Here is a 14,746-nt window from a genome sequence, read left to right on the forward strand (position 1 = left end):
CACCTGCGTTAACATAATAAAAAATTTAGCCTCTTTTTGTGGGGTCTCATACGAAGCAATGAACATCATCCTATTTGTTATTGTACACCCTTTAATTACCCTTACTCTTTTTTTATTACTAATTTTCAGAAAGAAAAAACCCAACCAAGCTAACAACTCAATTGGGTAATTTTGGATAAAATGTCATAAGTATTATAGCTGACATTTACTCCCTCAATCCCTATGCTGCTTCTTGATAGGACTCTTCATTACAATTCATCATTTCTTGAAACTTTTTATGGAGTAAATCCCTAATGAGTAATCTAGTGTGATTTAGACTATAATCTTCAATGTATCTATTACAATCCCTTTTAATTCTAGAATAAACTTTATAAGAAGACACTTGTTTTAGACTATTCCAATAATAAGGATTTGTACAGTCGCAAATCAATCCTATATGGCACTTATCTAAGACTTTTTCCATGCCTTTAAGGTCTACTATTAGTAACTTATCAAATTGCTCTAACAGGAGCTGAAAAAGCCTAAACATAACATCCTGACTTCGTAAATCTCTAAGATTGTAAATTTGTTTATTCTCTAATAACCGAGAACGAGTTATTTTTATCTCAAATCTCACAACATTTCCCTTTTGCTTGTAATGCTTGGACTTATTATAAATCTTAAAAGAATAATCTGTTCTTTTAAATTCCCTATAATTACCCCTTCCATTAAAAGTCTCATTACGATTTGGAGCTTTAAAGTCATACATTAAAAGCATATGATTTAAAAAGCGGTCTGCATCTATTGGTAAATCGATATTCAACCCAAATTCTAGGTTTGTAATTTTAGTTTCGTCTGGGCGGATATACAATTCATCACACATAAAATCCAATGTTTGCTCAAGTTCGCAAAAACTAAAGTCATTATAATTATGCTCTTCACCGTCAAGAATTATGTTGTGTAACTTATGCAAGCTTCCTTTAATAAATGACTTTTCCTTTAGTAAATCTACCTGCATATTATAGTACCTCCCCTTTTTAGGGTATTCTTCAATTTCCCCTGTTTGACGATTAAACTTTGATTTAAGCTCAACTGTTTGCTTTTCTTCCGTTCTAAAATCAAAATTCTCTTTCTCTGTAATGTAATATTTCATGTTGTCTATCATTAGGCTGCGTTTTTAAATGGTTCATAATTAACTGTTCTTGGGTTGTTCAGTGGCACTAAGCAATTTAATACCTCGTTTTTTTTGTAATACCGTTGGTGCTTGATGCCGTATTGAGGAATAATACCATCTCTGACCCAACGCCATAGCGTAGAAGAATCAATTTTTAATAGACTGCAAGTCTCCTTTGGCGTTAATAACTCATCAACTGTTTTAGGTTGACCAAGTTCCTTTTTGAAATCTTTTAAAAGGTTTTCGACTGTTTTTTTAATAAGGGATTGTAATTCTTTTACCTCCATCCCTTGCATGAAAAGGTGTTTCTCTTTAACCATAAATATTATTTTAAAAATTTATGATGCAAAGATGCGGGAAGGGAAATCGGGGGAAAATAAGGGAAAAAATAAATTTGAAAACACAATGTTTTCAAGGTCTACGGGGTGAAAAAAAAATATTTAAGGGATTTGTTTTAACTTTTCCCTTTTGATTTTGGCAATACCACCTATTTTATCCAAAAATTTATTATAGGATTTAAAAGGATAATGCCTGTTTTCTTCATTAGAATTAGAATTCTTGTAATATTTTAGTAATTGGTTGTGTTTTTCCTGAGAGTTAGGGATTATCTTTTGGATCTCAAGAATTTTCTTAAAATCGGCTTCTTTATCAAAGTTTAAAGACTTTTTCTCTTTATAATAGTCAAATATGTAGAGGGTATAAAAAAGGCGAAAAACATCTACTTGCTTAAGATTATCAATGTGCCTATAGTTAAGTGCTGTGTATTCTCCATTTGATAGGATATTTAAAATAGTGTTGATTTCTAGGTCAGTAAAAGACTTTTCCTTTAAGTATAGGATTATAGAGCTATTTTCTTCTTTACATTTTTCAAACTTTATTTCAAGTTCATCTTGGCGGTATAATTTTTTACCAGACAATTTATTCTGGAAGTATTCATATGCTAAAAAAGATGAGGATTTTTCTTTATTAGGAAATTCTTCAAAAGTATATTTTAAAGTTTCGGGAAACTCCTTCAAAAACTGTAAATAAGTAGAAATCGTTTTTCTTTGGTTAAAATACACACCATTGACATCAGTAAAGCCTAAAAATTGCAAGGTGTTATCGGCTGTATCATTAAACAATCGATTCTTATATGAATTATATCTATTTGTTACATATTCAGATTGAAGGTTATTAGGGAGTGATTTTTTGTTATATAAAATGCTATCAATTTTTCTTGTTTCCGTTTTGAGCTGCCTATGGACACTTTCATCTAATGTATTAAAAATTGCAATGAAATAAGATATATAAGCATCTTGGTTTATTTGGTAGTATGATAGATAGTTTGAAAAATAATCTTTAATCTCTTCTTCTGTTAATTTCAAAGAAAGGTTACCTCCATAAACACCATCATTATCAGCATCAGGATAGCCCCAATTAAAATTATATTCTAAATACTTTATTAAATTAATCAACTCTTTATTCGTGAGTAAATTTTTAAGAGATTTTAGTTCTCTTACTTTGGTGTCATTTTCAACTATCTTATCTGTCACAATATATTCCTTTAGAAAGTCCATATAATTAGGAATAACTTCATTCTGGTCTTGGAGTGGATGTTTAGATTCTTGCCAAAAGAAATAGTTAGCATTTGACAAAAGCTCTTCATAGTCAAGAAGTATAAATGCTATAAAATCTATGATTCTATTTTCTTTCGTCATATTATAAAGTTATATATATTCACTTAATTCAATAGCTTTGTCTTTGCTTGTTTTACCAATGTATTTGAGGAACATGTTTTCTGAACCATGACCTGTTGCATTTATCAATAACGCCGTTGGTATATCGGTACTATAATAATTTGTTGAAAATGAACGCCTTCCAACATGGGAGGTTATTAATTTCCACTTTTCAAATATACCCTTTTCGTTTCTATACTTTTTACTACCTTTCTTAGTTTCTTTTTTTATAGCTCCATTTTCAAGAGAATTGATTTTTGCAAGTCGGCAAACTTCTTTGATATATTCATTATATTTTTGTTCTGATATTTTTCTTGGAAATTCGCCATGACGCTTTTTTAAGATTTCTTGTATTTCAGGAAATAAAGGTAAGGACACATTCTTACTGGTCTTCTTTTGTTTAAAATCAATTATAGGCACCGTCTTATTACTTCTATTTGTTTGATAACTTATCATTTCTTTTTTAAAATTCATGAAGTCAGAAACTCGTTGACCGCAATGGCAGCTAATAAGTAACCAATCCCTAGCGTTATCTAAACGTTCATTCTTTGTAAGGTCTAATTCTTGTATTTTTTTTAATTCTTCAAAGTTTAAATAAATGTGATGGGTATTTTCATTTTTAGTCTTGATTGCGTCTAATTGGTAATGAGTTTCTATACCATTGGTACGAGCATGCACACAAAAGGTTTTTATATACCGTAAATTTCTTGCAATGGTATTTAAAGAGTACCCATCTTTAAAACAGTATTCCGTAAATTGTGTTTTAAAGTCTAAATTAACATCTTTTATAAAGAGTGTCTTTTCAAGATACTTTTCATAGCGAATTAATAGTTCTTTGATTACATTAAGTTTTTTTAATGTGGAATTACTTACTTCTCTTCTTTTAGTGTTTTTATAGTGTTCAATATACTTGATGAGTTCATTCGAGATTTTATTTTCATTCGGATTGTAAAATTCATGTACTGCATTCTTAAACCAATCTTTAGTAACCTCTGATATAATACTTTCACTAAACTTCATTAATATATAACTTTCAAGAGCTTCTATTTTATTATTTAGATATAGTATTTCACTTCTCAAGGATGCGTCTTTAGTATTTTTATTTCTCTTTTTGAATAGGTCTTTAGATACAAAAATTTTAGTTTTTGCATCAAATTGATAATTCGTGTTTTGGAATGAAAATAACAATCTAGCTGTAATATTAGCTTCTTTTTTTACCGAGCGAAATAAGAAATTAACTGTTGCCATACAAAAAACTATTTATCGTACAAATATAGTTATAATTGTATTATTATTGTACGATTAAATGCAATCTTGTGAAAATTAATGCAATTAATTCAGGCTAATATCATTTATATAAAATGCTGATTATATTGTAATTATTGTGATATACCTTGATTCAGTTAAGTTTATAAGATAATGATGATTGCATAATATGTGGAGCGATATGCTCCACCAAAGGCAACGTTTATAGCGTTGCCTTTTTTATTTTAAGAAAACAATAACGCAAGCTATTTTAATGGGTCTTTGTTAGCTTTTATCTTTATGGAAAAATTAAACTAAAATGGATTTAAAAGGAAAAGTAGCTTATATAACCGGAGGCACAAAAGGAATTGGATATGGAATTGCCGAAGTATTGTTGAAGCATGGAATGAAAGTGGCCATAAGCGGGCGCAAACTTGAAGACGCAGAGAAATCGGCATCGTCTTTGAGTTCAAGCCCGGATGAGGTTCTTGGAATTTCATCGGATGTAACAAAATTATCGGATGAAAGAAATGCCATTGAAGGGATTTTGGACAAATGGGGGCATGTCGATGTAATTCTAGCCAACGCAGGAGTTGGTCATTTTGCTCCCATAGACGAACTGGAAGATGATAAATGGCAGCAGATGATAAATACCAATTTAAATGGCGTTTATCACACTTTAAAAGCTTCTGTTGAAGCCTTGAAGCAATCTAAAGGGTATTATATAACATTGGCAAGCTTGGCAGGAACCAATTTTTTCCCAACGGCGGCAGGCTATAACGCTACCAAATTTGGGGTTGTAGGGTTTACACAAGCGGCCATGCTCGATTTAAGACCGTATGATATAAAAGTATCGACCATTATGCCGGGCTCTGTAGCTTCTCATTTTAACAACAACACACCTTCAGATTCTGATGCATGGAAAATTCAACCCGAAGATATTGGGGGATTGGTTGTGGACTTGCTAAAAATGCACCCAAGAACATTGCCGAGCAAAATTGAAGTACGGCCAACGCGTCCGGATAAGAAATAACAAATTAGCTTAAGGCAAATTTAATAGACGCTTCCACAACCTGTTGCATGTGTTGTGGGAGCTTTTTTTCTTCCCATGGATGTTTTCCTCCAAACACATGATCGGCATCTTTAATTATGACTAATTTACTTTTAGGATTCCACTGCTGAAGCGCTTGGGCCTCTTTAATATTTACTGTAGGGTCGTTTGTGCCGTGGACAATGAGTTGTGGTGCTTCAAGCCTTTCAGAAGCGGTTTTAATGGTTAAACGGGCTTCGTTTGCTATAAAATCTTCATAAAACTGATAATAATGGGGCAATTGTTGTTTCGTGCGGCTATTTTCAATATAAATTATTCCATTTTCCTGCCAATACGCCCGTGCTTTTTCATCGGCAAAACGTGCCTTGAAATCGCAAACGCTGGCCCAGGTTATAATTTTGCTTACCCGGGAGTCTTCAGCCGATTTAATGATGGAAATCCCGCCCCCGCGTGAATGGCCGATTAATACAATATTTGTGGTGTCAATTCTGCCGGCTGCATCAAAATCTTTACTTGTAACCCAATTGATAACTGTATCTAAATCGTCTAATTCAATTGAAAAATTGTTTTTTGCAAACGCTTCAGGATCTGGAAAATCTATGGGCTGTTCAACGGTGCCGCCATTATGCGAAAAATTAAACTTTACAAAGCAAAAACCGTTTTCGGCAAATGTTTTTGCTACCAAATCCCAATAACCCCAATCTTTAAAGCCTTTATATCCATGACTGAAAATAACAATAGGGGCTTTTGCTTGGTTGTTTTTTATATAAACATCGGTTAAAATGGGTTTATGGTGCTTTCCTTGAAGTATATGGTTTCTTTTAATATTCATGTTTTTGTATTTCTTTTTCCTGAAAAGGAATGGCTTCAGAAAAAATTTCGTGTATCAGATTTTTTAAAATTTCCTCAAACGTTTCGATTAGTTGTTGGTCTATTGAATATATTTTTACGGCACCTTTCCCTTGTTTATCCTTTTTGGCAAACTTGATAACTTCGCTTTGTAAATTTTTAAAGGAAATTATTCCGCCTTCAAATAAATTGTATGGTGTTTCCTTATACATCATATATGCATAACAGAGTATTTGAAAGGCTTTACTGTATTTATAATCCTCTGTAAGGGCGCTCCAGTTTATTATTTCTACGTCTTTTTGTTCCACCTTTCCGGTTTTATAGTCTATAATATTGATGATTCCGTCCACTTCTTCCACACGGTCTACCTTTCCTTTGATATAAATAGGAAAGTCGTAATCGGGATGTTTGATTTGCGACTTTACCTTGGTTTCAATTTGAAGGATTTTAATTTTTTTGCCTTTTTTTAATCGCTTTTCTTCAAAGTTCATGAAATTTTCAATGTAACGCTTGGCTACATGGTACGCAATAAGGTTTTTTCCCTGCAAATTGGATGTGCTGGTATAAGATTGTGAAAAATGCTCAGCAACCAACTTTTCAATGTTTTTGCGCATTTGTTGGATGTGTTCAATATGCAGGAATTGTCCTTCCAATGGTTTGTATAAGGCTTCGAGCGTATCGTGAACAATAGTGCCCAATGTATTGGCGGCAATGGTTTCTTCTACTTCCTCAATTTCTTTTATGCCCAAGATGGTTTGTGTGTAAAAGCTAAGCGGATTCCTGATATAATTGCTTAATGATGTAGGTGAAAAACCTTTATTGGCAACCTCTTTTAACCGCTGGATGGCTGCATTGCTTTTATTGATCTGGAAAAGCTCTTTTTTATTATTTTTTATATGTGGATTGGCAATAAATTGAGTTATGTGGTGGTTATCCTGTTTCAACATGGTTAATTGCTGAAGCAGCCTGCTCTTTTCCCCACCTTCCAAAACATCGGGTTCTGTATTGTACAGAAGGTATATGTTTTTGGCCCTTTGGAGCAAGCGGTAAAAATGATAGCTATAAATGGCATCCTTCTCTTTGTAGGTTGGAAGGCCGAAGGCTACTTTTAAATCGAACGGGATAAATGAATTATTGCTTTTTCCCGCCGGCAGGATCCCTTCATTTACCGAAGTAAGGATAACATTGTCGAAATCTAAGTTCCTGCTTTCAAGCATTCCCATAATTTGAAGCCCTTCTAAAGGTTCTCCTTTAAAGTCTACGGTTTCGCCGCTTAACAGCTCGTCGTATATTTTTTTTAAGGAACGTATTCCGGTAATAAAAGCATGCTCTTGATTAAAGGTATTAAGCTGATTGAATATTTCGTAAAAACGATAGAGATATTCCAAAAACAACGAGTTTCGTTGGTTTTCGTTGGAATAATGGACTTTCAGGGCAAGGATAATGTCAATACAGTTGTTAATAATTACATTAGTGGTCTTATTTGTAGCCGGAATGAATAATTGAGCGCTTATATTGGTAACTGTTTCATCATTGAGGTAAATAACGTTTTCCTTATTGATTTTTTGTATAAGCGCTCTCGTTTCTTCTTTTTTGCCTGTAGTAAATGTATGAGCAATGGGGTTTGATAGGATTTTTATGACATCTTGATAATACCATAAGCCATCTTTATTCTTTTCCCAGACTTCCATTAGCATTTCAAAAAAAGGGGCAAAGGGCGAAAGCTCCAAGGGAAATCCACTGGTAATATTTGCTTTGTTTATGGTTTTGGGGATGCTGTTCAAGATTGGGTTTAATAAATTTTCGTTTCCAAGAACAATTGCAGTGTTTTTTATATCAAGGCTCGGTTGGGTTAAAAGGTTCCCCACGTATTTGGCCTGACCGATATTTTTTGGGACGCCAATTATTTGTATATTTTTTTCCTCTTGAAAATGAGTGCTTATAACTTTAAAGGGATGCTGTTTAAAATAAGGCCATTGGTCTTTATATTTTCTTAAAAACAAACCGGCATCGTGTTCTGTGTGCTCAATGAAAAATGCGTCTATATCCCAATAAATATCTGCTTCGGTATTGGTGAGGAGCTCCTGAAAAATATTTTTTTCGGCATTGTTTAGGGCATTGAACCCAATTAAATAATGTTTTATACTTTTTTTACTCTGAATGTAATGTTCTATATTTTCATTGGCTTCACGGTATATCATCCCTTGATACCCAATTCCTTTTTGTATTAAATGGTTGTTGAAGGCTGTATAATACACATACAATTTTTCCCAAAATTTAAGATATTGCAACTGTAAATTGGTTTTGTTTTCGGTATTTGTCCAATGAAATTGGTCTAATTCCTTGATATGGAAAAGGTGTGAAAAAAAACTTTTTGGGTCGATTAAGTAGCGATCTATTTCATTAAAATCCTGTAGTACCGTTTGTGACCATGAGGTAAAGGTGTGAAAATCTTCTAACTGGTCTTCTGGGGTGAGTTTTTTGTAGATGCTATAAAACTCGAATGATAATTGAATATTTGTAGCTAGCTTTAAATTGGCAAGATCTTGGATAAATTCTTCAATGCTAATAATTTTTGGGGCAATAGTTGCTTTTTCTACCAATTTTAAAAGCTCGTTTCTTAAAAAGGTAACGGCTCTTTTACTGGGAAGTATAATCACTAATGTGGATAACGAGTTTTGGTTTTTGGTATATATCTCTTTGGCTACTTGAGCTAAAAATGATTTCATGTAAAAGGGTTTGCTTGTACTAAAGTACCAAAAATAAAAGCAAAATAGTATAAATAAAAAAACGCTCCGAATTTCGGAGCGTTTCTTGTATGGTTTGAATTAATCTAATTATTTAATTAGGTTAATTTCAACTCTTCTGTTTTGAGCTCTACCATTTCTAGTTGAGTTAGAAGCAATTGGCTTAGTTTCACCATAACCATGAGACTCTAATCTACCAGCGTCGATACCGTGCTCGATTAAATAAACTTTAACCGCACCAGCTCTTTCTTCTGAAAGTCTTTGGTTCAATGAATCACTACCAGTGCTATCTGTGTGCCCGTCGATAGAGAACTTAGCATTTGGATATTCGTTAAGGATTCCAACGATATCTGTTAATACTTGTGCAGATTCAGTCTTGATAGTTGATTTACCAGTGTCGAATAAGATAGTTTTAGCATAATCGTTCAATGCTTTCTGAACTGCTTCAGATAACTCAGGACAACCATTGTTAGCAACAGTACCTGCAGTTTCAGGACATTGGTCATCTTTGTCTAATACACCATCGCCATCTTTGTCAGGACAACCGTTTGTAGCGGCAGGACCAGCAACATCTGGACATTGATCGTCTTTGTCAGCTACACCGTCTCCGTCAGAATCAGGACAACCAGCAAGTTCTTTAAGACCTGGAGTTTCAGGACACTCATCTTGAGGATCAGCTACACCGTCACCATCAGAATCAGGACAACCGTTCATTTCGGCAGTACCAGCTTCGTTAGGACAAGCATCTTTAGAATCTTCGATACCGTCGCCGTCAGAATCAGGACAACCGTTGAAAGCTTCTAAACCAGGAACTTCTGGACAAGCATCATCCTTATCGTAAACACCGTCACCGTCAGAATCAGTTCCACCGAACTTGATAGCAAGACCAGCTAAGTGTTGGAAATGAGGAGTACTGTAGTCTTCAAATACATGCTTGTAGCTAGATTGTAAAGTAAGACCTAGGTTTTCAGTAAACCATACATTGAAACCAACACCTCCATTAAGAGTACCGGCTCCAATCTCGTCCAACCAAGTGTATCCACCACCTACTTCAACAAAAGGGTCGAAAATGTGTCCTTCCGCGAAATTGTATTTGATAGTACCATCAACACCGTAGTAAGACCAATCATCTACTTCGGTATCTCCAAGTTTATCAATTTTGTTTAGCGATCCTCGAACCCCTACTGAAAATCCACCACCTACGTATTTTGAAACCGATACATAAGAGATAGAAGGTAGAATGTTCCAGTGATCACTTGCGTTAAAATACTCGTCGAACCATTTCTCTGAAGCATATGGCCTATCAGAATTTGTAGGGTATGCGTCAACCGCATTTACCCCAAAGCTAATCTGCCAAGGATTGTTCTGGTCTTGAGCATTCATGTTGCTAATCCCTACAAATAGGAACGCAGCAACTAGTAATTTGCTAAGATGTTTCATGTTCAATTATTTAATTTTAAGTGTTAATTTAAAGACAAATGTAAGCTGTTACAACTTATTAACAAAAACAAATATATAATTTTTTAATTAAAATGAAAAGATAGCGAGCTTAAACTACCCCTAGTTTTTTGCCTACCTCTGTAAATGCTTTTATGGCCTTATCCAAGTGTTCACGCGTGTGAGCGGCCGATAATTGCACTCTAATACGTGCTTTTTCCTTGGGAACCACCGGGTAGAAAAATCCTATAACATAGATACCTTTTTCTAGAAGTTCGTCGGCCATAGTCTGCGAAAGTTTTGCATCGTACAGCATGACCGGCACAATGGCCGAATCTCCGTCTATGATGTCAAAGCCTGCTTTTGTCATGCCTTCTTTAAAATATTTTGTGTTTTCTTCCAGGCGGTCTCTTAATTCGGTACTTTTAGATAGCATCTCAAAAACTTTAATCGATGCGCCTACAATATTAGGTGCCAAAGAATTTGAAAACAAATAAGGGCGGGAACGTTGACGAAGCAACTCAATTATTTCTTTTTTCCCGGTGGTATAACCGCCCATGGCACCGCCAAGTGCTTTTCCTAGGGTACCGGTTATTATATCTATCCTTCCCATGACATTTTTTTCTTCCAGGGTGCCTCTTCCCGTTTCGCCAATAAACCCGGTAGCATGGCATTCGTCTATCATTACCATGGCATCGTATTTGTCTGCAAGGTTGCATATGTTATCGAGTGGGGCTACTAGGCCATCCATAGAAAAAACACCATCGGTAACAATTATTTTAAAACGTGCTCCATCTTCATTGGCTTGTTTTAATTGCTTTTCAAGATCGGCCATATCACTATTTTGGTATCTATAGCGCTTGGCCTTGCATAGCCGGACACCGTCAATTATGGATGCGTGGTTTAGGGAGTCTGAAATAATGGCGTCTTCGGCAGTCAATAAAGGTTCGAATACCCCCCCGTTTGCATCAAAAGCAGCAGCATAAAGAATGGTATCTTCAGTTCCGTAGAAATCGGCTATTTTTTGTTCAAGTTCTTTGTGGATATTTTGTGTGCCACATATAAAACGTACCGATGACATTCCAAACCCATGCGAATCCAACGTGTTTTTTGCTGCTTGGATAACTTCGGGGTGCGACGAGAGCCCTAAATAATTGTTGGCACAAAAATTTATAACCGTTTCTCCGGTACTAATGGTTATCTCGGCACCTTGTTGCGAGGTAATGATACGCTCTTTTTTATACAGCCCAGCTTCTTTAATGTCCTGTAGCTCTTGTTCTAAGTGTTCTTTTATTTTACCGTACATTTATTCTGTTTTTTTACAAAGTTATATAGATTATAATATTATACGGAGATTACTTCAATATTTTCGTTTATGAAAACCAGAAACTTTTGATTTATTTCGAATCCGGCTTCTTTTAAAACATTTGCATAATTGTTTACTTGTGTTTTGTATTTCTCTGAAGGAGCTCCTGTTTTATAGTCTATTATGGTTGCCTTGTTGTTTTTTACCACAAACCGGTCTGGCCTTAAAAATTGGCCTTCGGGGCTCATTATTTCGCTTTCGTTATAAATGGTATATGCTTGGGTATAATATTCTTTTAGCAATGGGTGTGCAACTAAATTAGATAAATATTGTTGAATCTGCGATTGTTCTTCTTTTGGAATTAATCCATTATCGACGGCCTCCGTAACTGTTTGGGCTATATCAAATGTGTAATATATTTTTGAAAGCAGATAGTGGTAGATATTTCCTTTGTCGATGGCTTCTTTTTGTTTGGTGTTCCACAGGGAGCCGGATTTGGTTATGAGCTGGAAGGTATTTCCAAAGGAATCGTTGCTTATAAATTCAATTTTTTTGGTAACCGACGTTGTTTCTTTTGAGCGCGATTGCTTCTGCGGAATGCCAATTTTATAATTGGACTCCTGCTCTTGCCAAAGCATTTTTGCTTTTAAGTAATTAATGAAAAGTCCTGCAAAACTGTTTTGGTTTTCAATTCCTTTGGCATTGCTGTCTTTTTTGCAAATAATGTACAATTGCTCGACCGCCCGTGTTAGGGCTACATAGAGAATGTTAAACTGGTCCAGTTCTTGTTTTTCTTTGTACAACTGTATTAAATCTGCCCCTGTTTGATTTATGTTTTCAACGGCACTTTTTTTACTGAAAAGGGCATAGGAAACCCCAAAAAGCTCCAAATCTACCGGAAACCATACCTTAAAGTCTTTTTCCCTATAAATATCCGTGTTTGCATAAGGATAAATTACCACCGGGAATTCAAGCCCTTTGGATTTATGAATGGTAAGAATCTGTACAGCATTGGAAGCTTGCGGTGCAACTATGCTCAACTTGTCTTTCTTCTGGTCCCAATATTCCAGAAAACTGCCAATGCTTCCGTTATTGTTCTGTGCAAAGGCAAAAACTTCATCTAAAAAAAACTGTATGTGCGCATCCGATTTATCGACCAGATTGAACGAATTGATACTGTATTCAATGGCATTGTAAAACGGAAGCTGTAAAAAATACGTCTCATCAAAACCTTCTTCCTTTAAAATTGTTGACAGACGGTACAGGTTTTTTGCAAAATAATCATGGAGGTTTTCAACTCCGTTTTTATGGGCCAGGAATTTTAAAATCTCAAGATGAAGTTCTGGATCGTCGGGCCGGTTAAAATAAGAGATCAGCTGGATGATAAAATTTACTTTAATATCGTTCTTGAGCAATAAAGTTTCAGATGAAACAATGGGGATGTCCTTCGCCAAAAGGTAATCGGCAATGGCAACCCCTTCGTTTTTTTTGCGGGTTAAAATGGCAATATCCTTAAAATTGAAGCCTTTGGCAATGCATTTGTTTATGGCGTCTAGGGTAGCGTTGCAATACGGATCTTCGTCGTTTTCGCTATCTTCCTCCTTATCGATAAAAGAAATATCAATATAGCCTCCCGGTTTACCGTTGGTTTGTTGTGTGCTCTTTTCTTTAAATAGGTCTCTATAAGTTTCGTTTTTTAAATTTTGGGAAATGTGCTTGAAAAACTCATTGTTGAACGTTACAATTTCGTCAAAGCTCCTATAGTTTTTTGGTAGGTTTTCCACAAATTGTTCTGTTTGGAAGGGCTTGCTTTCTTTATTGTAAAGTGCTATAAATTGTTCTGCTTTCCCGCCCCTCCAACGGTAAATGGCCTGTTTTGCGTCGCCCACAATGAGCAGTGTTCCGGTTTTTTCGTTCGGTAGCATGGTCTCGAGCGCATTTGAAACCAATGGTTGTATGTTTTTCCATTGCATTGTGGAAGTATCCTGAAACTCGTCTATAAAGTAATGCTTGTATTTTTCGCCAATACGTTCGTAAATAAACGGTGCGGGCTGGTTGGCAATAGCCGACGAAATAAGCTTGTTAAACTCGGAGATCAATAAAAGATTGCGGTCTTCTTTTATTTTTTTTAGCTCTTGATTGATGGCATTCAACAATGAAAGTGGCACCAGGTTTTTATAAAAATCTTGTAAAAATTCAAGTTGAAATATTTCCTGTTTTATTTTTAAAAATGATGTGGCAATCTCCGGTTGAAGCATATCGATTAAAGTGGCTTTGCTGTCTGGTATCCTTTTTGGGTATAAAGGCTGGTTGGCTATGTTTTCTTGCCAGTTTGCGGTAAATTTTAAGTTGGAAAAGTCGTTTGAGGCAATTTTTCGTAAAAATTTTGGCAAGTACTTTCCTGTAAAATCGGTGTCTTCAAGCCCTTTTTCTGAAAAAGCATGCAACAATGCTATTGCTTTATCAACAATACTTTTTTGCAGGCTGTTGTTCATTTCCTTCAACTGAAGCCCTAATTTTTTAAAATCTTCCAGGGTTTTATCTTCTAGCAATTGAACGTGTTCAATGTAATCTTCTTTTGTAAGCAGTTTGGCAATGCCCCTTAAATCGCGGGAAATATCCCAGCTTTTATCGTCATCGGTTTTTTCTAATGCAAAATTTATAAGTATTTCGGTAAGCAGTTGGTTGGAACCTGCCTGAAAAATGAGATTGTCAACGGCTTCGTTTATAAGCGATTCCTCATCCAGCGAAACCTCAAAGTTAGTGGGAAGCTTTAAATCGAACGCAAATGTCCTAAGCAGCCTATGGTTGAACTTATCTATTGTAACAATATCAAAAAAGGCATAATTGTGCAAAATGCGGGTAAGCACTTTTTTTGATTTTTCGTGCAATTCCATTGGGGAAACATTAAGCTCCTTAACAAGGCCTTCAAAAATGGGCGTTGGTTTTTCAAGAATGGCTTCGCCCGAAAACTCGTGCAGGTTTTTAAGCACCCTTTCCTTCATCTCGTTTACGGCTTTGTTGGTAAATGTAATGGCCAGCACCTGTTTAAAGGCATCCAAATTGTTTGAGCCCAATAAAATGGACAGGTATTTTTTTACCAGGGTAAAGGTTTTTCCAGAACCTGCCGAAGCATTGTATATTTGAAAGGCTGAAGAATTCAACATAAAAAGTTTATTGCAAAATAGGGAAACTCTATGAGTTATTAACAAATTATTATCATGTTTTCGGTTGCTTTTACTT

At 35.2% G+C, this 14,746-nt stretch carries 10 protein-coding genes; 1 reads left to right on the forward strand and 9 read right to left on the reverse strand.

The genetic code is table 11. The features are described from left to right. Positions 1-220: 220 nt before the first annotated feature. The 4 genes from UXI14_RS16345 to UXI14_RS16360 all read right to left on the reverse strand — a co-directional run bounded on the left by UXI14_RS16345 (position 221) and on the right by UXI14_RS16360 (position 4,116). Complete coding sequence (locus UXI14_RS16345) at positions 221-1,144, reverse strand: hypothetical protein (RefSeq protein WP_335967060.1); 924 nt, start codon at positions 1,142-1,144, stop codon at positions 221-223. Further along, entirely contained in the window at positions 1,144-1,473 is a 330-nt protein-coding gene (locus UXI14_RS16350; RefSeq protein ID WP_335967061.1) for a helix-turn-helix domain-containing protein, read from the reverse strand. Before UXI14_RS16350 ends, UXI14_RS16345 begins: the two co-directional genes overlap by 1 nt. Before the next feature lie 120 nt (positions 1,474-1,593). Continuing rightward, positions 1,594-2,850 carry a hypothetical protein gene (locus tag UXI14_RS16355; RefSeq protein ID WP_335967062.1) on the reverse strand — a complete coding sequence of 419 codons (1,257 nt, stop codon included), beginning with the start codon at positions 2,848-2,850 and terminating at the stop codon, positions 1,594-1,596. 9 nt (positions 2,851-2,859) lie between these two features. After that, entirely contained in the window at positions 2,860-4,116 is a 1,257-nt protein-coding gene (locus UXI14_RS16360) for a tyrosine-type recombinase/integrase (RefSeq protein WP_335967063.1), read from the reverse strand. A 316-nt stretch (positions 4,117-4,432) separates the two neighbouring features. Between UXI14_RS16360 and UXI14_RS16365 the strand changes: the two genes are divergently transcribed. Continuing rightward, entirely contained in the window at positions 4,433-5,146 is a 714-nt protein-coding gene (locus UXI14_RS16365) for an SDR family oxidoreductase (protein ID WP_335967064.1), read from the forward strand. A gap of 4 nt (positions 5,147-5,150) precedes the next feature. Here the strand turns inward: UXI14_RS16365 and UXI14_RS16370 are convergent, their stop codons facing one another. The 5 genes from UXI14_RS16370 to UXI14_RS16390 all read right to left on the reverse strand — a co-directional run bounded on the left by UXI14_RS16370 (position 5,151) and on the right by UXI14_RS16390 (position 14,670). Continuing rightward, entirely contained in the window at positions 5,151-5,996 is an 846-nt protein-coding gene (locus UXI14_RS16370; RefSeq protein ID WP_335967065.1) for an alpha/beta fold hydrolase, read from the reverse strand. Next, positions 5,986-8,742, reverse strand: a complete 2,757-nt coding sequence (locus UXI14_RS16375; protein ID WP_335967066.1) for a PD-(D/E)XK nuclease family protein — start codon at positions 8,740-8,742, stop codon at positions 5,986-5,988. The genes UXI14_RS16370 and UXI14_RS16375 overlap by 11 nt, the downstream gene beginning before the upstream one ends. Positions 8,743-8,850: 108 nt before the next feature. Beyond that, a complete protein-coding gene (locus UXI14_RS16380) occupies positions 8,851-10,200 on the reverse strand; it encodes an OmpA family protein (RefSeq protein ID WP_335967067.1) in 1,350 nt (449 codons plus the stop codon). A 109-nt stretch (positions 10,201-10,309) separates the two neighbouring features. Continuing rightward, positions 10,310-11,503: a glycine C-acetyltransferase gene (kbl, locus tag UXI14_RS16385; protein ID WP_335967068.1), complete on the reverse strand. Its 1,194-nt coding sequence runs from the start codon at positions 11,501-11,503 to the stop codon at positions 10,310-10,312. A gap of 38 nt (positions 11,504-11,541) precedes the next feature. Further along, entirely contained in the window at positions 11,542-14,670 is a 3,129-nt protein-coding gene (locus tag UXI14_RS16390; protein ID WP_335967069.1) for a UvrD-helicase domain-containing protein, read from the reverse strand. Positions 14,671-14,746 lie beyond the last annotated feature (76 nt).

The organism is Galbibacter sp. PAP.153, from assembly GCF_037029175.1.
GTDB lineage: Bacteria > Bacteroidota > Bacteroidia > Flavobacteriales > Flavobacteriaceae > Galbibacter > Galbibacter pacificus.